The sequence below is a fragment of the Rhizobium album genome, from assembly GCF_003122325.1.
Lineage (GTDB): Bacteria > Pseudomonadota > Alphaproteobacteria > Rhizobiales > Rhizobiaceae > Metarhizobium > Metarhizobium album.
This window is the reverse complement of sequence record NZ_QFBC01000021.1, coordinates 62,183-81,132: the sequence shown is the minus strand read 5'-3', so window position 1 is coordinate 81,132 and position 18,950 is coordinate 62,183. Positions and strand designations below refer to the sequence as shown.

The following is an 18,950-nucleotide window of genomic DNA, read 5'->3' as shown; positions in this document are numbered from 1 at the left end:
CGGAGGCGGGTTACAACACTTCGGAGAGATCCGGCCCGACCGGAACGATGCCGTTCGGATTGAGCGAGGCGATGGAATAATATCCCTGCTTGATGTGGTCGATATCGACCGTCTTCCGGATGCCCGGCCAGTCCAGCATCGCACGCACGAAGGGGCGCAGGTTGCGATAGTCGGCGACCCGCCGCAGATTGCATTTGAACAGGCCATGATAGGCCACGTCGAAACGCACGAGTGTCACGAACAGGCGAATGTCGCTTTCCGTCGGATGGTCGGCAAAGAGGAAACGCTTGCCCTCCAGCGCTGCGTCGACCTCGTCGAGGCAGCGGAAGACATCGTTGAACGCCTCTTCGTAAGCGACCTGCGTCGTGGCGAAGCCGGCGCGATAGACGCCGTTGTTGAGAGCGGGATAGATCTTGTCGCTGAAGGCATCGATGGCGGAGCGATGAGCCGCCGGGTAGAGATCGATGTCGTTTTTCGCCAGCGGACCAAAACCGGTGTTCAGCATGCGCAGGATATCGGCGGACTCGTTGTTGACGATGGTGTTCTTCTGCCTGTCCCACAACACCGGCACCGTGGCGCGGCCGGTATAGCGCGGATCGGCCTTGGTGTAGATCTCGTGCATATAAAGCGCGCCGTTGACCGCGTCGGTCGTGGCGCCCGGATAGGAGCCGAAGCGCCATCCTTCTTTGGTCAGGGCCGGCTCGACGATGGAAACGGCAATGACGTCCTCAAGTCCTTTCAGCGAGCGGCCGATGAGGGTGCGCGACGCCCAGGGGCAGATCAGGGCGACGTAGAGATGATAACGCCCCGCTTCGGCGGCAAAACCACCCTCCCCGGTCGGGCCGGCGGCGCCATCGGCCGTGACCCAGTTGCGGAACCCGGAGATCTGGCGGACGAAGCCGCCCTTGTCGTCCTTCGCCTGCACGGGATGCCAGTCGGCCGTCCATTTTCCTTCGACGAGCATCGATCTTCACTCCAATCCGGAACCTTTGCTTTTGTCGTTGCATAGCGTGATTTCGCAGCGCTGACCCGTTCTTTTCCGGCGACACAGTGTCAATCGAATGCGGATCTGCGCCTTGCGCTTTACAGGCGCCTGCCTATCTTGAAGAGGTTTTCCCACCACAACGGATCCCGACATGACGAGCAGCAACCACCGCCAATCCGAGCACGACATCGATGCGCTTTTTCTCGACCGCTGGTCGCCCCGCGCCTTCACCGGCGAAACCATCGACGAGAAAACGCTGCTGACGATCCTCGATGCTGCCCGTTGGGCGCCATCGGCCGGCAACGGCCAGCCCTGGCGTTTCGTCTATGCCCGGCGTGACAGCGCCGCCTGGCCGGTATTGCTCGACATTCTCGACGAGTCGAACCAGCGCTGGGCCAAAAATGCCGCAGCCCTCGTCATCCTGATTTCACGTACGCATAATATTTCCGCAACCACCGGCGAACGGCGCGCCGCCTATACCCATGCCTTCGATACGGGAGCGGCCTGGATGGCGCTGGCTTTGCAGGCGACGAAGCTTGGCCTCCACGCGCACGGCATGGGTGGTATCGACCGGGCGAAGGCAATGTCGGTGCTGGACGTGCCAGCCGAAGATTACCGCGTGGAGGCCGCCGCCGCGATCGGCCGGCTGGCAGGCAAGGAAACGCTCCCCGATGATCTGCGGGCACGCGAACTGCCGAGCCAGCGCAAGGCCCTTTCAGAGGTGGCTTTCGAAGGGAAATTCGCCGGCTAGAGTATTTTGTTTTTGCCGCATTGTCCGACGCCGAAGCGATTCCGCTTCGGCTGGAAATGCTCTAGCAGCCGGACTTTTGAGTTTGTTTCACGTGAATCATATTAACCATGATTCACGTGAAACACTAAGCGCTTGAATCTTTTGGCGGACTTTTTTGTCAACCTATAGCGTCCGCCATCCCCAGAAAAGACTAGATATCCAGGTTTGCGACGCTGAGGGCGTTTTCCTGGATGAACTCGCGGCGCGGCTCGACCTCATCACCCATCAGGCGGGAGAACAGGCCGTCGGCATTGGTCGCATCGGTGACGCGGACCTGCAGCAACGAGCGGACGTTGGGATCCAGCGTCGTTTCCCACAGCTGCTCGGCGTTCATTTCGCCAAGGCCCTTGTAGCGCTGCATCGAGAGGCCCTTGCGGCCGGAAGCGAAGATCGCGTCGAGCAATGCCCGCGGGCCGGAGAGTTCGATGCGGCCTTCCTTGCGCACCAGCGCCGGCGGGGCGGCGTAGATGTCCTTGAGCCGCGATGTCATCTGGTCGATGTAGCGGGCATCCGAAGAGCCGATCAGCGCCATGTCGAGCACCGCGACTTCCTTGACGCCGCGCACCATGCGTTCGAAACGCAGGCCGCCGTCGGCAGCCACGTGGCCGGTCCAGCCGCGCTCGGTCTCTTCGGCGATCAGATCCAGCCGCTGGGCGACATCGGCCGCCATCTGTTCGACCCGCGCACGATCGGTGGTCAGTTCGACATTCAGGGCGCCGGTGATCGCCGCCTGTTCGACGAGCGAACGGCTGTAACGCGAATGCAGGCCATCGATCAGGCTGCGCAGACGCAAAGCGTCCTGCACCACTTCGCGCAGGTCATGACCGGTGCGGACTTCACCCGAGGCGAGATGCAGTGCGGCATCGTCCAGGCCCATGCCGATGAGATATTCTTCGAGACCCTTCTCGTCCTTGACATACTGCACCGACTTGCCGCGCGTCACCTTGTAGAGTGGCGGCTGGGCGATGAAGAGATGGCCGCGCTCGATCAGCTCCGGCATCTGGCGGAAGAAGAAGGTCAGCAGCAAGGTGCGGATGTGGGCGCCGTCGACGTCGGCATCCGTCATGATGATGATCTTGTGGTAACGCAGCTTGTCGGCGTTGAACTCGTCCTTGCCGATCGAGGTGCCGAGCGCGGTGATCAGCGTGCCGATTTCCTGGCTCGATAGCATCTTGTCGAAACGGGCGCGCTCGACATTGAGGATCTTGCCGCGCAGCGGCAGGATGGCCTGGCTTTCGCGCGACCGGCCCTGCTTGGCGGAACCGCCGGCCGAATCACCCTCGACCAGGAACAGTTCGGACTTCGCCGGATCACGCTCGGAGCAATCGGCAAGCTTGCCGGGCAGCGAGGCGATGTCGAGGGCACCCTTGCGGCGCGTCAGTTCGCGGGCGCGGCGGGCGGCTTCGCGGGCGGCAGCGGCTTCGATGACCTTGCCGACCAGAACCTTGGCATCGGCAGGGTGCTCCTCGAGCCAGGTGCCGAGCGCTTCGTTGACGAGGCTTTCGACCACCGGCCGCACTTCCGACGAGACAAGCTTGTCCTTGGTCTGCGACGAGAATTTCGGATCCGGCACCTTGACCGACAGCACGGCCGTCAGGCCCTCGCGGCAGTCGTCGCCGGTCAGCGACACCTTCTCCTTTTTCGTCAGGCCGGAGCTTTCGCCATAAGAGACGATCTGGCGGGTCAGGGCGGCGCGGAAGCCGGCCATGTGCGTGCCGCCATCGCGCTGCGGAATATTGTTGGTAAAGCACAGCACGTTTTCATGGTAGCTGTCGTTCCACCACATCGCGACTTCGACGGTGATGCCGTCCTTCTCGCTGCGGATCGCCACCGGCTTCTGGACAAGCGGCTTCTTGGCGCGATCGAGATAAGCGACGAAGGCTTCGAGGCCGCCGTCATACATCATCTCTTCCTGCTTGATGTCGGAATGCCGCTTGTCGGTCAGGAGGATGCGCACGCCGGAATTCAGGAAGGCGAGTTCGCGCAGGCGATGCTCGAGCGTGCCGTAATCGAATTCCGTCATCGTGAAAGTCTGCGGGCTGGCGAGGAAGGTGACTTCCGTGCCCGAGCGGCCCTCGTAATCGCCGATCACCTGCAGCGGCGCATCGGCGACGCCGTGGGTGAAGGCGATTTCGTGCAGCTTGCCACCGCGGCGGATGCGCAGCTTCAGCCAGACGGACAAGGCGTTGACGACAGACACGCCGACGCCGTGCAGACCACCGGAAACCTTGTAGGAGTTCTGGTCGAACTTGCCGCCGGCATGCAGCTGCGTCATGATGACTTCGGCTGCCGAAACGCCCTCGCCGGTGTGGATGTCGGTCGGGATGCCGCGGCCGTTGTCGGTCACCGTCACCGAACCGTCCGGATTGAGCGTTACCGTCACGATGTCGGCATGGCCGGCCAGCGCTTCGTCGATGGCGTTGTCGACGACTTCGTACACCATGTGATGCAGGCCGGAACCGTCGTCCGTATCGCCGATATACATGCCCGGCCGCTTGCGAACGGCATCCAGTCCCTTGAGAACCTTAATGGAGTCGGCACCGTATTCGGCGTTGGCGCCGGTTTCGGTCTCAGGTGTGTCTGTCATCAAGAAGTCTTTCCAGATTTGTCAGAGAAGACGCGAAGGATTCTCAGGCGAATCACGCTATTATCCTCTGTCGAATATAGGGATTTTAGGCGCAAGTTCCAAATCTCCGCGGCTGGAACCCGGCATAAAACAGGGGATGAAGGCCGGTTTAGGACGGCTTCGAGGCATTTTTCACCATCATGTCGAGCTGTTCTATCAGCTGCGGGTCAAGTTGGCGAATCACCCGCGCCAAACGGTTGGCAAAGGCGGTGTATTCCGGCGGCAGGCCCGACGTATCGAGGCTGACATGCGGATCGGAGACGCCGGCCAGCATGAACAGTTCTTCCGCCTCGTCCCAGATGATGTTGAAATAACCCGCCACCCGCTGCAGGAAATCGAAGCTCGGCTTGCCGCGCCGGCCATGTTCCAGGGCGGAAAGATAGGCGGGCGAAACGCCGATCGCCGCAGCCATCTGCTTTTGCGACACACCCTTGCGTTCCCGCAGGCTGCGCACGGCCATGCCGAAGGGAGTCATAAGGCCTCCCGCCCGCGCCGGGACAGCCGCACATACAGCGCGCCCTCGCCGCCGTGATGTTGGGCCGCCGGCTCGTGCGACGAGATCAGGTAACGGAATTCCGGCTTCGAGAACCACATCGGCACGGCCCGCTTCAGCGCGCCTTCGCTGCCCATCGAGCTGCCCTTGCCGGTGATGATCAGCACGTGCCGCATGCCGCGTTCGTGAGCGCGGATCAGGAAATCGAGCAGCATGACATGCGCCTCGCTCTGCACCATGCCGTGAAGATCGATACGGGCTTCGAGCGCCAGGCGACCGCGGGCGAGCTTGCGCTTGACCGGTTTTTCCAGCGGGTGGTGCCGTGGCGGCGACGGCTTCTTTTCCGCCTGGCCGGTCTCGGCGGCCTTGTTCGCCGCAATGCCGGGTTTTTCCTTCGAGGATATTTCCTGCGGCGGCGGTGGCGTTTCAAGATCCTCGAAGGCCATGAGGTCCTCGAGCTTGCCGGGCAAAGCGCGGGCAGAGCGGGCAACCTTGCCCCACAGGATGCGCTCCTCGGCGTTCAGCTTGCGATCCTTCGCCATCAGCGAAACCTCGCCGCTGCCGCGTTCGGAACCAGGATGTAAAAATCGGCGGCGTTGCGCACCGTTCCCGCCAGCTCCCCGGCCGCATCACCCGAGCCGGTAAAGATATCCCCCCGCGCCGGGCCCACGATGGCGGTTCCGGTATCGAGCGCCAGCATCAACCGCGCAAACGGCTTTCCGCCATCCAGATGGGTGAGGTTTTCCGAGCGGATGAAAAAGGGAAAGCCGAACGTATGGATAAGCCGATCGACCGCCAGCGACCGGCCGGCGACGAGCGGCACTTTCGCGGCAGCGACCGGGCCCGCCGAAAGATCGTCGACTGCGGCCTCGCGAAAGAAGATGTAGGAGCGATTGTGCCACATCACCTCGTCCATCTGCTCCGGATGGGCGGTCAGCCAGGCGCGGATTGCCTGCATGGAGATATCACGGGCGTCGATCTCGCCGCGATCGATCAACAGCCGGCCGATGGCGGAAAACGGGTGGCCGGCCTTGGCGGCATAGGTGATGCGCCGGACGCTGCCGTCGGCATATCGCAGCCGGGCCGCACCCTGGACATGGGCGAAAAACACGTCGATCTTCGATTTCGCCCAGGCGATCTCCAGGCCGCGTCCGGTAAGATGTCCCCGGTCGATAGCCTGCCGGTCGGCATAGGCGCTAAAACCGTCGGGGCCGGCGAGCGCGAAGGCATAGGATGAGTCGAGCCCTGATGGACGGTTGCTATCGTCGATGTCGGCAAGATCATGCGGGCGGCGATAGAACGGATGTCTCCACTCGCCTTCCCGGCGTTCCGAAACCGCGACTTCCGGTTCGTAGAAGGCGGTGACGAAACCGGCATGGCCATCCCGCCTGGCGATGCGAAACGGCGTACAGTGCGCCTCGAAAAATCGCCGCGCCTCCTGCGCGCTGCGGGGAAAAGCATGGCCGGCGGCTTCGAGAAGGGGGAGGAGATCGGCTGTCGAAAGGCCGAGCGAACCGGTGCGATAGGGTTTTATCTCGGTCACATGACGAAGACAGGCGCCCATGGGCGCCAGCAGGGATGTCGGATCATCCTCGCTCCAGCCGGGAAGCTCTGCAAAGCTTAGGGGCTGGAGCGTAAAATCTGAGGGATCGGCACTCATTGTTCCGATTCGGTCGCGATCAGCTTCCAGTTCGGATCACGCGAACGCAGGTCGCGGGCAAATGTCCAGACATCGTTGACTTCGGCAACGGCCTCGGCATCCCCGTCGATCAGCGTGCCGGCCTTGTCGTAGGTCGCCGAAATCAGCTGCGAGGCGATGCGGAGCGTCAACTGCGCCTCGTTGTCCTTCATTTCCGCATGCAGGACTTCGGCCTTGTCGATGCCGACGAAGGTCGATTTCACCGCTTCGCCACGGCTTTCGCGATCGACGATCGCTGCATCGAAACCTTCATAGACCTCGCGGGAGAGGAGATTGCGCAGCGTCTTGCGGTCACCGTCGGCAAACGCCATGACGATCATCTCATAGGCCATGCGGGCGCCGGTCAGAAATTCCTTCGGGTTGAAGGTGGGATCCGCCTTGAGGATTTCGCGCAGGCCGCGATTGAGATCGGTGTCAGGCTTGGCAAAGGCGTCGATGGCGGCAAAACGATCGTCGCCTTCGGCGGCATCGCGACGCGGCAGGGTCACCACCTTGCCGTTTTCAGCCGATTCCGGTCCCTTCGACAGATCACGCGCCGAATAGGGATCGAACGGCGGTTTCTCGTTTCCGGTTCGCCGGCCGAGCACGCTGCGAAGCTGCAGGAATATCAGGACCGCCGCTACCAGAAAAAAGAGTGTCACGAAATCGCTAGAGCCCATATCGTTCCAGAACCGCTGTTAAAATTTGTCGTCTTCCAACCCATATAGTCTGCATGGGCCGATCATTCAAATAGCCAAAGCACATCTTTGGTCCCGACGTCTTAAGCGTTATACGGTTAAACGATCCTCAAACTCTCGCACGGAACAACGAAATGCGATTTTCTTTCCTGCCCGCGATCTTCCTGCTGCTGCCGTTTGCGGAAATCGCCGGTTTCATTCTGGTCGGTCAGGAGATCGGTGTGCTGGCGACGCTGGGGCTGGTGATCGCCACGTCGATGCTGGGAATTTTCCTGCTGCGGCAGCAGGGTCTCGGCATTCTCCGCAGGATTTCCGCCGAAAGTCGCGACGGCGGCGTTCCGAGCCGCGAACTCGTGCACGCGGCGATGATCGTGATCGCCGGCTTCCTGCTGCTGCTGCCGGGCTTCATCACCGACATCATCGGCCTGTTGTTGTTCATTCCGCCGGTGCGCGATCTCGCCTGGAAACTGCTGAGCCCGCGTATCGTCGTGATGGGTTCGAAGAATTTTTATGCATCCGGTTATCCCGGCGGCCAACCCGGCGGTCCACGCAACAGCCGGAACGGCGGCCCGGTGGTCGACCTCGACGACGATGATTTCAGCCGCGGGCCCGATCCCAACTCCCCCTGGTCGGACAAGCCGCGCATCGGTGACTGAAAGATGACGCTTGCGGGAAAACCGAGCCGGAAGCGGCAAGGGTTGTAAGCCGAAATGCGAAATGGTAGATGGCTTCACCCCTAGAACGCCGCAAGGAACAGCCTATGGCCAATGAGCAAAGCCCGAGCCTCAATATTCTGGCTCAATACATCAAGGATCTTTCCTTCGAAAACCCCGGCGCGCCGCGGTCCTTGCAGTCCCGCGACCAGGCACCGGACATCAACATCAATGTCAACGTCAACGCCAATCCGCTGTCGGATTCGGATTTCGACGTTGTGCTGTCGCTGAATGCCGAAGCCAAGGATGGCGACAAGGTTCTGTTCAACTGCGAACTGATCTATGGCGGCGTCTTCCGCATCACCGGTTTCCCGCAGGAACACATGCTGCCAGTTCTCTTCATCGAGTGCCCGCGCCTCCTGTTCCCCTTCGCACGCCAGATCGTTGCCGACGCAACCCGCAACGGCGGCTTCCCGCCGCTGATGATCGACCCGATCGATTTTGCGCAGATGTTCACGCAGCGCATGGCCGAAGAACAGGCCCGCGCCAAGGTTTCAGCCGTTCCGAACTGAACGACCTGAAAACTTTCCGATCTTTTGACGCCCGGATATTGTCCGGGCGTTTTATTTTGTCCTTGCGGCCGGGCCGTTGCTTCAGGCGTCGTATCGCTGCCAGAGGCCCTTGGCCCCGAGGCTTGCGACCAGCGCATCATGCGCCGTTTTTTCCTCGACACTGATACGGGGCGGCAACGCATGCGGGCGCCGGCGAACACCGGCAATGACGTCGTCGTCCTGCCCCGCAGTGGTTCTGGACGACGACCCGGTCTGGCTGAGACCAAGGGCCGCCTGACGGCCACCGATCATCTCGATATAGACTTCCGCCAAAAGTTCGGAGTCGAGCAGTGCGCCGTGCTTGGTGCGGTGGGAGTTGTCGATGCCATACCGGCGGCAGAGTGCATCGAGCGAATTCGGGCCCATCGGATTTTTGCGGCGTGCCAGCGCCAGCGTATCGATCACCTGGTCCGGCAGAACGGCCGGCATGCCAAGGCGCCCGAGCTCCGCATTGATGAAACCCATGTCGAAATTGGCGTTGTGGGCGATCCATTTCGCGCCCTGGAAGAACGACACGATTTTTTCCGCGACATCGGCAAAGACAGGCTTGTCCTTGAGGAATTCATCGGTGATGCCATGGATCGCCAACGCATCCGGATGCACCTTGGTGTTGCCCGGATTGATATACAGATGCAGCGTGTTGCCAGTCGGAAAATGATTGAAGAGCTCGATGCCGCCGATTTCGATGATCCGGTCCGTCTTGTTGTCGAGGCCGGTGGTTTCCGTATCGAAAATGATCTCGCGCATCTCAGCTCTCTCTTGTCTTGTCGGCCCGCAACGCTGCGATGACATCCAGCACCTGCCGGCGGGCGGTATCCATGCCGTTGCCGGTATCGATCAGATAATCGGCCCGTTGGCGTTTTTCACCATCCGGCATCTGGCGAGACAGGATCATCGCAAATTTTTCTTCCGTCATGCCCGGTCGCGCCAACACCCGCCGGCGCTGGATCTCCGGATCGCAGGTAACAACGACGACGACATCGACGCGATTTTCTCCGCCGGTTTCGAACAGCAGCGGTATATCGAGCACGACCATGTCGGCGCCGGCCGACGTGCTGCTCTCGATGAACGCTTTTTCCTTTTGCCGCACCAGTGGATGCACGATGGCCTCCAACTGCCGGAATTTATCCGGATTCCCCGACAGTTGCCCGGATAATTTTTCGCGGTTCACGACGCCGTTTTCGACGACGCCGGGAAAGGCCTGCTCGATCGGTGCGGCGGCTTCGCCGCGATAGAGATCGTGTACGACCTTGTCGGCATCATTGACCGGAATGCCCTCGGCCGCAAACATCGCAGCCGTCGTCGACTTGCCCGTGCCGATCGAACCGGTGAGACCGATGAGGATCATGCGTGTGCCGCCATGTCCGCGATGATGAGCGAACGCACCGCCTCTTCCACCACCGGCCGCCTGCCGAACCATTTTTCAAATCCCGGTACTGCCTGATGCAACAACATGCCCAGGCCATCGACGGTGGCGAAACCCTGCTGCTCCGCCTGCTGCAGGAAAGGCGTGCGCAACGGCACATAAACAATGTCGGTCACCACCGCACCGGACGAAAGCGGCGAAAAGTCGATGGTCACAGCCTGCTCGCCATCCATACCCAGCGATGTCGTGTTGACGAACAGGCCGCAGTCTTGCAGCACTTCGCCCAGCGCTTCCTGCGGATGGGCGTGTACCTTCGGGCCGAAACGATCAGCGAGTTCCCGGGCACGGGCCAGGGTGCGGTTGACCACATGCACCTCAGAAAATCCCCGATCCCTTACCGCCTGGATCACCGCCCGCGCCGCACCGCCGGCACCGAAGATCACGGCCTTCTTGTGCCCATCCCATCCGGGCTGGCGTTCATCCAGATTGGCGGCAAAACCGTAACCGTCGGTATTGGTGGCAAAAATCAGCCCATCCTGCCGCCACAGCGTATTGGCAGCGCCGAGTTCTTCCGCGAGCGCATCCGGCCGGTCCGCCAGTTTGTAGGCGGCTTCCTTGTGCGGGATGGTGACATTGCCGCCGCGAAAATCGGACGAACCGTCTTTCACCCCCGCAAGAAAACTTTCGAAATTTTCCGGCGCGACATCGACGGCACGATAGGCGCCCGGCAATCCGAACTGCTTTAGCCAAAAATTATGGATCAGCGGCGATCGCGAATGTTTGATCGGGTGGCCGACGACAAAGGCATTGCCGGCAATTGTTTCACGTGAATCATGCATCGATAACACCAAGATTGCGCAGATGCTCGAGCAGGGGCAGCATCGGCATGCCGACAATGGTAAAATAGTCGCCGTCTATGGCGGAGAAAAGCTGGATTCCCTCGCCTTCCAACTGATAGCCGCCGACGCTCCTGAAAATTGTTTCTCCCACCCGGTCGAGATAGGTCTCGACAAATTCCGCGTTGAAAGCGCGCATGGTCAGCCTGGCATGCGCAACCTCCCTGACCAGGATTTCATTGTCGCGGGCAAGCACGATTGCGCTGTTCAGTTGATGGGTCCTGCCCGCCAGCGACAGGAGATTTTCTGCGGCTTCCCGCCGGTCCTTCGGCTTGTGATAGACGCGCGCGCCAAGCGACATGGTCTGATCGGACCCCAGAACGACAGCGCCCGGAAAACGACGGCTGACATCCAGCGCCTTGGCTTCCGCCAGCACCAGCGCCACCTGATCCGGTGTCGCGCCCTTTTGTTCCAGCGGCGCCTCGATCGCCCTCTCGTCTATTTCGGCGGCGACGGCTTCGAAGCGCAGCCCGGCATTTTCCATCAAGCCGCGCCGGAACGGGCTTGAGGACGCCAGGATCAGGGGAAGCGGCATCGGCATGATCCTCCAGATGGACAGAGCCGCGATTAGCGCAGCTTTGGCCGCAAGGCAACGATGGCGGCCGCGGTTTCTTCGATCGAACGGCGCGTCACGTCGATAATCGGCCAGTTGTGACGGGCGCATAAGGAACGGGCGTATTTCAGTTCCTCCGAAATCGTCGCCCGGTCGGTGTAATGGCCATTGTTGAAATCGGACGTGGTCCCGAGGATGCGGTTTTCACGCACCTGCGAGATCCGGTCGGACGTGGCGATCAGGCAGACGATCAGCGGCTTCGTGGCACCCAACAGACTTTCCGGCAAGGCGACGCCATTGACGATCGGGACATTGGCGGTCTTGATGCCGCGATTGGCGAGATAGATGCTCGTCGGCGTCTTCGAGGTACGGCTGATGCCGACCAGCACCACATCGGCTTCCTCATAACCATCCGGCGCCTGGCCGTCGTCGTGGTCCATGGTGAAGTTCAAAGCCTCGATGCGGGCGAAATAATCGGCATTCATGCGATGCTGCGCACCGACCCGGCGGCGCGACGGCGCGCCGAGATAGGCCTGAAACGTATTCATCACCGGTTCCAGCACATTGACGGAGGGAACTTCGATCTCTTCGCAGCGTTCTTTCACGAGGGCAGCCAGTTCCTGGTCGACCACCGTATAAAGAACGATGCCGGGTTCCTTGTCGATTGCCTGCAGTACCGGCAGCAGTTGTTTGCGATTGCGGATCAGCGGATAGACGTGTTCCACCGGATTGTGCAGCTTGAACTGAGCCGAGGCTGCCCGGCCGGCGGAGATGAGAGTCTCGCCGGTTGAGTCAGAAATAAGGTGCAGATGGAAGAAGTTTCTTCTGTTCTCCACGTTAAACTCCACCCCCTGTTGAAAACCATGGATAAGATCGAGCCTGAGACGGAGCCGGCCGCAAGGCAAGGGAAAACTGCCGATTTATCCACACCACTATCCCTGGCGCATTGCGAATATCCGGAACTGTGGGTTCTGTGGACAAGTGTTTTCCGGCTTTTTCTTATCCACAGGAAGTCCCCAGATCGAATGCCAGTCCATTCTCGCACATCCCACTGATTCCAAAACGAAATCATCTTGCTTCTCCCGTTTCGCGCCGACGTGCATGAATTGATCCGGGCAGATTGCTGAAGGGCGCGTCAAAATGAGCAGGCTGGGGATGGATTTTAATCCTTGATACCCACCGACTCTAAGAAATAGAAAAACCTTTGAAATGATTTCTTTGTTTTAGGGAAAGCCGCATTGACCGACGACCGCAAGATCATGAGAGTGCTGAACGGTGAGACCATCTGTCCGCCTCCCATCTGGCTGATGCGCCAGGCCGGCCGGTATCTGCCGGAGTACCGGGAAACCCGCGCCAAAGCCGGCAGTTTTCTCGATCTGTGTTATTCGCCGGAATTTGCAACGGAAGTGACGCTGCAGCCGATCCGTCGTTACGGCTTCGACGCCGCGATCCTGTTTTCCGATATTCTGGTCATTCCCGATGCACTGAAGCGCAATGTACGTTTCACCGAAGGCCATGGACCGGAGATGGATCCGATCGACGTGTCCGGCATCGAAGCCTTGAAGCCGGATGCCGTGCTTGGCCACCTCAAGCCGGTGTTCGAGACGGTCAGTCGCCTGCGCCGTGAACTGCCGCAGGAAACCACCCTGCTCGGTTTCTGCGGCGCGCCCTGGACGGTGGCGACCTACATGATTGCAGGCAAAGGCACACCGGACCAGGCGCCGGCCCGGCTGTTTGCCTATCGCGAGCCGAAGATCTTTGCCGAACTGCTCGCTTTTCTCGCCGACATCTCCGCCGATTATCTCGTGGCGCAGATCGATGCCGGTGCCGATGCCGTACAGATCTTCGATTCCTGGGCAGGCGTTCTCGGCGAGACCGAGTTTGCCGCCTATGCGGTCGAACCGGTGCGACGGATCATCGCGTCGGTCAAATCCCGGCGGCCGAAAGCCAGGATCATCGCATTTGCCAAGGGCGCCGGATACATGCTGCGCGACTATCGCCAGAAGACCGGCGCGGACGCCATCGGCCTCGACTGGTCGGTGCCGCTGGCTTTTGCCAGGGAGTTGCAAAAGGACGGCCCGGTGCAGGGCAATCTCGATCCGATGCGTGTGGTGGCCGGCGGCAAGGCGCTGACCGACGGCATCGATCACATCCTCCAGGAACTCGGCCAGGGCCCGCTGATCTTCAATCTCGGCCACGGCATCACGCCGCAGGCGGACCCGGCGCATGTGACGACCCTTGTCGATCGGGTGCGGGGTTGGGATCGGACACGATGACGCAACAGACGGATCCGCGCGAAGGCGCCAGGGCGAAATGGCGGGCGTTGACGGCGATCGCGGTTTTTGCCGCCGTGCTCGGCGGTCTCTATGTCTGGCAGAACGATCAATTCTACCTGTGGGCCAAGGCGTTCCATATCGTTGCCGTCATCTCGTGGATGGCCGGCCTGCTGTATATGCCGAGGCTGTTCATCTATCACACCGATGCCGAACCCGGTTCGAAACAATCGGAAACCTTCAAAGTGATGGAAAGGCGGCTGATGAACGTGATCATGCGGCCGGCCATGATCATCACCTGGCTGCTTGGCCTCTACCTTGCCTGGTCGATTTACGGTTTCCAGGGCGGCTGGCTGCATGCCAAGATCGCGCTTGTCGTGCTGATGACGGGATACAACGACTATCTTGCCAAGTCCGCGCGGATCTTTGCACAGGACGGGCCGCGCAAACCGGCGCGCCATTGGCGGTTCATGAACGAAGTCCCCACCCTGCTGATGATCGCCATCGTTATCCTCGTGGTGGTCAAGCCCTTCTGAATGCGAATGTTTTAATTTCGCTGTTTTTGACGTTCCCTCTTGCGGCGCTGCAAGTGAGTCGCTATTTTCCGCGCATCTCTTCTCGTGGCATGTGTAACATTTTATCGTCTGCGGCCTTTATCCGTAGCACTGATGACGATCAGCACGCCTTTCCCCGAAAAAATTGAATTGTGGTCCCCTTCATGGCTGAAATGAAGCTTCAAGAACTTAAGAATAAGACTCCGACTGATCTTCTCGCATTTGCCGAGTCGCTCGAGGTCGAGAACGCCAGCACGATGCGCAAGCAGGAGCTGATGTTCGCGATCCTCAAGATGCTCGCCAGCCAGGATGTCGAGATCATCGGCGAAGGTGTCGTCGAAGTTCTTCAGGATGGTTTCGGTTTCTTGCGTTCGGCCAATGCCAACTATCTGCCCGGCCCCGACGACATCTACATTTCCCCTTCGCAGATCCGCCGCTTTTCGCTGAAGACCGGCGACACCGTCGAAGGCCCGATCCGCGGCCCCAAGGAAGGCGAACGCTATTTCGCGCTGCTCAAGGTCAATACCATCAATTTCGACGATCCGGAAAAGATCCGTCACAAGGTCCACTTCGACAATCTGACGCCGCTCTATCCGAACGAGCGTTTCAAGATGGAGTTGGACAATCCGACCTCCAAGGATCTCTCTGCCCGCGTCATCGACCTGGTGGCGCCGCTCGGCAAGGGCCAGCGTGGCCTGATTGTCGCGCCGCCGCGCACCGGTAAAACGGTTCTGCTGCAGAACATTGCCCATTCCATTACCGCCAACCATCCGGAATGTTACCTGATCGTCCTCCTGATCGACGAACGTCCGGAAGAAGTGACGGACATGCAGCGCTCGGTGCGTGGTGAAGTCGTGTCCTCGACTTTCGACGAGCCGGCCGTGCGCCACGTCCAGGTTGCCGAAATGGTCATCGAAAAGGCGAAGCGTCTCGTCGAGCATGGCCGCGACGTGGTCATCCTGCTCGACTCGATCACCCGCCTCGGCCGCGCCTACAACACCGTTGTTCCTTCCTCCGGCAAGGTCCTGACCGGTGGTGTCGATGCCAATGCCCTGCAGCGCCCGAAGCGTTTCTTCGGTGCGGCGCGCAACATCGAAGAAGGCGGGTCTCTCACCATCATCGCCACGGCGCTGATCGATACCGGCAGCCGCATGGACGAAGTGATCTTCGAAGAGTTCAAGGGCACCGGTAACTCGGAAATCGTGCTCGACCGCAAGGTGGCCGACAAGCGTATCTTCCCGTCGATGGACATCCTCAAATCGGGCACGCGTAAGGAAGACCTGCTGGTTCCGCGCCAGGACCTGCAGAAGATCTTTGTCCTTCGCCGGATTCTCGCGCCGATGGGCACGACCGATGCAATCGAATTCCTCATCGACAAGCTGAAGCAGACCAAGACCAATGGTGACTTCTTCGACTCGATGAACACCTGAGTTTTTAATTAGCCGGATTCAATCGAGTTTGAGGTATGTAAGGTGGGCTGCTTCGCCCACCTTTTCGTTTTTTGGGATAAAGATCGGATGCGCGATACCATCTTTGCATTGTCCAGCGGTGCGCCTCCGGCCGGTGTCGCAGTCATTCGGGTGAGCGGAACGCAGGCGTGGCAGGTATTCCAAGCTTTCGGTATCAGCCAGGGCGTAGCACGCCGGGCAACGCGTCGCCGCCTTCTTACCGACGATGGCGATCTGCTCGACGAGGCGATCGTCATATCGTTTCCTGCCCCCTACTCCTTCACCGGCGAAAACTGCCTTGAACTACAGATCCACGGCGGCCGGGCGGTGATTTCCGCCGTTCTGGGCAGGTTGTCGCGGATCGCTTCTTTTCGTCTGGCTGAAGCCGGAGAATTCTCCAGGCGTGCCTTTGAAAACGGCAAGATGGATCTGGTGGAGATCGAAGGTCTTGCGGATCTCATTCACGCCGAAACGGAAATGCAGCGGCGGCTTGCCGTCGAGCAGAGCTCCGGCGGTTTATCCGCCCTTTATTATGCCTGGGCCGATCGTATCACTCGCGCCCGGGCACTGATCGAAGCGGAGCTTGATTTTGCTGATGAAGACGATATCCCGGGTTCGGTGTCACATCTGGTTTGGCCGGATCTTGAAGGGCTGCTTCTGGACGTGACGCGTCATCTGGAGGACGGCAGGACGGCGGAAATCATACGAGACGGACTCAAGGTGGTTATTGCCGGTCCACCGAACGCCGGCAAATCGACGCTTATGAACAGGCTGGCCGAACGCGATGTCGCCATCGTGACCGACGTCGCCGGCACGACGCGGGATGTTCTACATGTCGATCTCGATATGGATGGCTTTTCCGTCCGGTTGTATGATACAGCCGGCCTGCGATCGACCGACGATCGCATCGAGCGGATCGGCATCGACCGCGCGCGCATCAAGATCGACGAAGCGGATATCATTCTTTATCTGGATGAGATTGGAAACGATTCGCTATCGAAACAAAATTTTGTCACGCAGGCAAAAATACTGCACATTGGGACCCAGGCGGATCGGCATCGACAGGACGATGTCGCTACCAGTTACGATCTTCATATTTCCGCGGCTACCGGCCAGGGTTTGGCGGAATTGCGGCAACTGCTGCTTTCCGATGTCGGTTTCATCGGTGAGAGAGCAGCATTCTCGATGCCCGCCAGGGAGCGTCAGCGCCAGAATTTGCGTAATATGGTTGAAGACCTCGGTCTCGCTCTGATAAAGACGAATGAGAGCCTGGATATCCGGGCGGAATATTTGCGTCGCGCTTCGCAAGCGCTGGAGCGAATGACGGGGCGAATAGACGTTGAGGATTTGCTCGGCGTAATCTTCTCGGAATTTTGTGTCGGCAAATGATTCACGTGAAACATCGCTAATAACGTTCCACGTGAAACACATTTCTCTTCTGGAGTTGAACATGACCCGTATTTACGATGTGATCGTGGTCGGAGGTGGCCATGCGGGAAGCGAGGCGGCCGCTATTGCCGCCAGACTTGGTGCAGACGTGGCTCTGGTGACGCATAAGCGTGATACGATCGGCGTCATGTCCTGTAATCCCGCCATTGGCGGCCTGGGCAAAGGCCACCTCGTCCGCGAAATCGACGCCATGGACGGCTTGATGGGACGTGTTGCCGACGCCGCCGGTATTCAGTTTCGGATGCTCAACCGCAAAAAGGGGCCGGCTGTCCGCGGACCGAGAACCCAGGCAGATCGAAAGCTTTATCGCTTGGCGATGCAAGCGGAGATTTTCTCCTATCCAAACCTTCAGGTTCTTGAGGGTGATGCATTTGACATCGATCTTCAGAATGCGATTATCAAGCATCTAGTTCTGCGAGATGGAACACGACTCGCCTGCCGTTCTATCGTTCTTACCACCGGCACATTTCTACGGGGTCTGATTCATATCGGCGATGTCAAGATTCCCGCCGGCCGGGTCGGTGAAGAGCCTTCGATCGGATTAAGCAGCACGCTTGGCCGTTTCGGACTCGAAATGGGTCGCCTGAAGACGGGCACGCCCGCGCGCCTTGACGGCTCGACCATCGACTGGGCTAGTATCGGTGCACAGGATGCAGATGACGAGCCGGTGCCGTTCTCCTTCATGACCGATCGCATCATCAATCCGCAAATCAAATGCGGGGTCACCCGGACGACGCCGGAAACACATCGAATCATTGCCGAGAATCTTGGTCGTTCGGCAATGTATTCCGGCCAGATCGAGGGAATCGGACCTCGCTATTGCCCCTCGATCGAAGATAAGATCGTTAAATTCGGTGAGCGTGACGGTCACCAGATTTTCCTTGAGCCCGAAGGCCTGGATGATGACACCGTCTATCCAAATGGCATCTCGACGTCGCTTCCGGCGGAGGTTCAGGAGGCGTTTATCCGGACGATCCCGGGGTTAGAGCGCGTGGTCATCCGCCAGCCGGGTTATGCGATCGAATATGATCATATCGATCCGCGCGAACTGACGCTTGGTTTGGAAGTGAAAAAGATCCCCGGTCTTTTTCTCGCCGGCCAGATCAACGGCACAACCGGCTACGAAGAAGCCGCTGCGCAGGGATTGGTAGCCGGCTTGAATGCCGCGTGCCTCGCCGCTGGCAAGCCGCCCTTTCATTTTAGCCGGACCCAATCCTATATCGGCGTGATGATCGATGACTTGACGTCGCGTGGAATCGCGGAACCTTATCGCATGTTCACCTCGCGAGCGGAGTATCGCCTGTCTTTGCGTGCTGACAATGCCGATATGCGACTGACACCGATAGCCACGGAACTCGGATGCCTGTCCCCAGCCCGGCAGGAGCGTTTTAATGCTTTCAATGTCAATTTGATCGAGGCGAGGACGCTGCTGAAAACATTGTCACTGACGCCATCGGAGGCGTCGAGATTTGGAATCAAGCTGAATCAGGATGGGCAACGACGAACCGCCTATGATCTTCTCTCCTATACCGATCACTCGCTTTCCAGTTTGAGGGCTGTGTGGCCGGAACTGGCAGATATTGATAAGCGGGTAGCTGACGCAGTGGAGATCGAGGCGATTTATGCGGTTTATATGGACCGGCAGGCGAGCGATATCGCCGAAGTTGCTCGAGAAGAGGAGCGGCATATTCCTGTCGATTTCGATTTCTCCGCGTTGCCGGGCCTCTCCAATGAGTTAAAGCAGAAATTGCATCAGGCCAGGCCGACCAATATCGCACAGGCGTCGCGGGTGGATGGCATGACACCCGCTGCCATCGCGCTGATCCTGGCTTTCCTTCGCAAGATGGCCGCTGGCCAACAAAAAGTTGCCTGATACA

Annotated in this window: 19 protein-coding genes; 8 read left to right on the top strand and 11 right to left on the bottom strand. The window is 59.7% G+C overall.

Annotation, left to right across the window (positions count from 1 at the left end; translation table 11 throughout):
• Positions 1–10: 10 nt before the first annotated feature.
• A complete protein-coding gene (locus DEM27_RS29660; RefSeq protein ID WP_109461865.1) occupies positions 11–964 on the bottom strand; it encodes a glutathione S-transferase family protein in 954 nt (317 codons plus the stop codon).
• 172 nt (positions 965–1,136) lie between these two features.
• On the opposite strand from DEM27_RS29660, the gene DEM27_RS29655 reads away from it, so the two are divergent.
• Positions 1,137–1,736: a nitroreductase family protein gene (locus DEM27_RS29655; protein ID WP_109461864.1), complete on the top strand. Its 600-nt coding sequence runs from the start codon at positions 1,137–1,139 to the stop codon at positions 1,734–1,736.
• Positions 1,737–1,926: 190 nt separating this feature from the next.
• Here the strand turns inward: DEM27_RS29655 and gyrB are convergent, their stop codons facing one another.
• The 5 genes from gyrB to DEM27_RS29630 form a co-directional block, all read right to left on the bottom strand.
• A complete protein-coding gene (gene gyrB / locus DEM27_RS29650) occupies positions 1,927–4,362 on the bottom strand; it encodes a DNA topoisomerase (ATP-hydrolyzing) subunit B (RefSeq protein WP_109461863.1) in 2,436 nt (811 codons plus the stop codon).
• Between the two features lie 148 nt (positions 4,363–4,510).
• A complete protein-coding gene (locus DEM27_RS29645; protein WP_109461862.1) occupies positions 4,511–4,876 on the bottom strand; it encodes a helix-turn-helix domain-containing protein in 366 nt (121 codons plus the stop codon).
• Positions 4,873–5,436: a Smr/MutS family protein gene (locus DEM27_RS29640; protein WP_109461861.1), complete on the bottom strand. Its 564-nt coding sequence runs from the start codon at positions 5,434–5,436 to the stop codon at positions 4,873–4,875. Before DEM27_RS29640 ends, DEM27_RS29645 begins: the two co-directional genes overlap by 4 nt.
• Complete coding sequence (mltA, locus tag DEM27_RS29635; RefSeq protein ID WP_109461860.1) at positions 5,436–6,554, bottom strand: murein transglycosylase A; 1,119 nt, start codon at positions 6,552–6,554, stop codon at positions 5,436–5,438. Before mltA ends, DEM27_RS29640 begins: the two co-directional genes overlap by 1 nt.
• On the bottom strand, positions 6,551–7,252 hold the full coding sequence (locus tag DEM27_RS29630; RefSeq protein WP_109461859.1) for a Tim44/TimA family putative adaptor protein: 702 nt from the start codon (positions 7,250–7,252) through the stop codon (positions 6,551–6,553). Before DEM27_RS29630 ends, mltA begins: the two co-directional genes overlap by 4 nt.
• Before the next feature lie 152 nt (positions 7,253–7,404).
• Here DEM27_RS29630 and DEM27_RS29625 point away from each other — a divergent pair, with 152 nt between their 5' ends.
• Together DEM27_RS29625 and secB are read left to right on the top strand one after the other, a co-directional pair.
• Positions 7,405–7,926, top strand: a complete 522-nt coding sequence (locus DEM27_RS29625) for an FxsA family protein (protein ID WP_109461858.1) — start codon at positions 7,405–7,407, stop codon at positions 7,924–7,926.
• 104 nt (positions 7,927–8,030) lie between these two features.
• Positions 8,031–8,495 (top strand): protein-export chaperone SecB, encoded by a 465-nt coding sequence (gene secB / locus DEM27_RS29620; RefSeq protein ID WP_109461857.1) that lies wholly within the window; start codon positions 8,031–8,033, stop codon positions 8,493–8,495.
• Positions 8,496–8,576: 81 nt separating this feature from the next.
• Here secB and dnaQ read toward each other — a convergent pair whose 3' ends face one another.
• Genes dnaQ through DEM27_RS29595 form a run of 5 tightly spaced genes read right to left on the bottom strand, consistent with a single transcriptional unit; the run spans position 8,577 to position 12,185 of the window.
• Complete coding sequence (gene dnaQ / locus DEM27_RS29615; protein WP_109461856.1) at positions 8,577–9,281, bottom strand: DNA polymerase III subunit epsilon; 705 nt, start codon at positions 9,279–9,281, stop codon at positions 8,577–8,579.
• Between the two features lies 1 nt (position 9,282).
• Positions 9,283–9,882 carry a dephospho-CoA kinase gene (gene coaE, locus DEM27_RS29610; protein WP_109461855.1) on the bottom strand — a complete coding sequence of 200 codons (600 nt, stop codon included), beginning with the start codon at positions 9,880–9,882 and terminating at the stop codon, positions 9,283–9,285.
• Entirely contained in the window at positions 9,879–10,739 is an 861-nt protein-coding gene (locus DEM27_RS29605; protein ID WP_109461854.1) for a shikimate dehydrogenase, read from the bottom strand. The genes coaE and DEM27_RS29605 overlap by 4 nt, the downstream gene beginning before the upstream one ends.
• Complete coding sequence (locus tag DEM27_RS29600) at positions 10,732–11,331, bottom strand: Maf-like protein (protein WP_109461879.1); 600 nt, start codon at positions 11,329–11,331, stop codon at positions 10,732–10,734. The genes DEM27_RS29605 and DEM27_RS29600 overlap by 8 nt, the downstream gene beginning before the upstream one ends.
• A gap of 32 nt (positions 11,332–11,363) precedes the next feature.
• The gene (locus DEM27_RS29595) at positions 11,364–12,185 is read right to left on the bottom strand and encodes a pyruvate, water dikinase regulatory protein (RefSeq protein WP_109461853.1); all 822 of its coding nucleotides are present in this window, start codon (positions 12,183–12,185) and stop codon (positions 11,364–11,366) included.
• Positions 12,186–12,608: 423 nt separating this feature from the next.
• Between DEM27_RS29595 and hemE the strand changes: the two genes are divergently transcribed.
• From hemE to mnmG, 5 genes are all read left to right on the top strand, one after another.
• Positions 12,609–13,625 (top strand): uroporphyrinogen decarboxylase, encoded by a 1,017-nt coding sequence (gene hemE, locus DEM27_RS29590; protein WP_420028867.1) that lies wholly within the window; start codon positions 12,609–12,611, stop codon positions 13,623–13,625.
• Entirely contained in the window at positions 13,622–14,158 is a 537-nt protein-coding gene (hemJ, locus tag DEM27_RS29585) for a protoporphyrinogen oxidase HemJ (RefSeq protein ID WP_109461851.1), read from the top strand. Before hemE ends, hemJ begins: the two co-directional genes overlap by 4 nt.
• 182 nt (positions 14,159–14,340) lie before the next feature.
• Entirely contained in the window at positions 14,341–15,606 is a 1,266-nt protein-coding gene (gene rho, locus DEM27_RS29580; RefSeq protein WP_109461850.1) for a transcription termination factor Rho, read from the top strand.
• A gap of 87 nt (positions 15,607–15,693) precedes the next feature.
• Positions 15,694–17,013 carry a tRNA uridine-5-carboxymethylaminomethyl(34) synthesis GTPase MnmE gene (gene mnmE, locus DEM27_RS29575; protein ID WP_109461849.1) on the top strand — a complete coding sequence of 440 codons (1,320 nt, stop codon included), beginning with the start codon at positions 15,694–15,696 and terminating at the stop codon, positions 17,011–17,013.
• Positions 17,014–17,074: 61 nt separating this feature from the next.
• On the top strand, positions 17,075–18,946 hold the full coding sequence (gene mnmG, locus DEM27_RS29570; RefSeq protein WP_109461878.1) for a tRNA uridine-5-carboxymethylaminomethyl(34) synthesis enzyme MnmG: 1,872 nt from the start codon (positions 17,075–17,077) through the stop codon (positions 18,944–18,946).
• Positions 18,947–18,950: the final 4 nt, after the last annotated feature.

Excerpts from the sequence above, each read along its gene's own strand:
- DEM27_RS29625 (WP_109461858.1), top strand. The coding sequence starts at position 7,405 with ATGCGATTTTCTTTCCTGCCCGCGATCTTCCTGCTGCTGCCGTTTGCG.
- mltA (WP_109461860.1), bottom strand. The coding sequence starts at position 6,554 with ATGAGTGCCGATCCCTCAGATTTTACGCTCCAGCCCCTAAGCTTTGCA.
- dnaQ (WP_109461856.1), bottom strand. The coding sequence starts at position 9,281 with ATGCGCGAGATCATTTTCGATACGGAAACCACCGGCCTCGACAACAAG.
- DEM27_RS29645 (WP_109461862.1), bottom strand. The coding sequence starts at position 4,876 with ATGACTCCCTTCGGCATGGCCGTGCGCAGCCTGCGGGAACGCAAGGGT.
- DEM27_RS29605 (WP_109461854.1), bottom strand. The coding sequence starts at position 10,739 with ATGCATGATTCACGTGAAACAATTGCCGGCAATGCCTTTGTCGTCGGC.
- rho (WP_109461850.1), top strand. The coding sequence starts at position 14,341 with ATGGCTGAAATGAAGCTTCAAGAACTTAAGAATAAGACTCCGACTGAT.
- DEM27_RS29655 (WP_109461864.1), top strand. The coding sequence starts at position 1,137 with ATGACGAGCAGCAACCACCGCCAATCCGAGCACGACATCGATGCGCTT.
- mnmE (WP_109461849.1), top strand. The coding sequence starts at position 15,694 with ATGCGCGATACCATCTTTGCATTGTCCAGCGGTGCGCCTCCGGCCGGT.
- mnmG (WP_109461878.1), top strand. The coding sequence starts at position 17,075 with ATGACCCGTATTTACGATGTGATCGTGGTCGGAGGTGGCCATGCGGGA.
- gyrB (WP_109461863.1), bottom strand. The coding sequence starts at position 4,362 with ATGACAGACACACCTGAGACCGAAACCGGCGCCAACGCCGAATACGGT.
- secB (WP_109461857.1), top strand. The coding sequence starts at position 8,031 with ATGGCCAATGAGCAAAGCCCGAGCCTCAATATTCTGGCTCAATACATC.
- DEM27_RS29640 (WP_109461861.1), bottom strand. The coding sequence starts at position 5,436 with ATGGCGAAGGATCGCAAGCTGAACGCCGAGGAGCGCATCCTGTGGGGC.
- hemJ (WP_109461851.1), top strand. The coding sequence starts at position 13,622 with ATGACGCAACAGACGGATCCGCGCGAAGGCGCCAGGGCGAAATGGCGG.
- DEM27_RS29600 (WP_109461879.1), bottom strand. The coding sequence starts at position 11,331 with ATGCCGCTTCCCCTGATCCTGGCGTCCTCAAGCCCGTTCCGGCGCGGC.
- coaE (WP_109461855.1), bottom strand. The coding sequence starts at position 9,882 with ATGATCCTCATCGGTCTCACCGGTTCGATCGGCACGGGCAAGTCGACG.
- hemE (WP_420028867.1), top strand. The coding sequence starts at position 12,609 with ATGAGAGTGCTGAACGGTGAGACCATCTGTCCGCCTCCCATCTGGCTG.
- DEM27_RS29660 (WP_109461865.1), bottom strand. The coding sequence starts at position 964 with ATGCTCGTCGAAGGAAAATGGACGGCCGACTGGCATCCCGTGCAGGCG.
- DEM27_RS29630 (WP_109461859.1), bottom strand. The coding sequence starts at position 7,252 with ATGGGCTCTAGCGATTTCGTGACACTCTTTTTTCTGGTAGCGGCGGTC.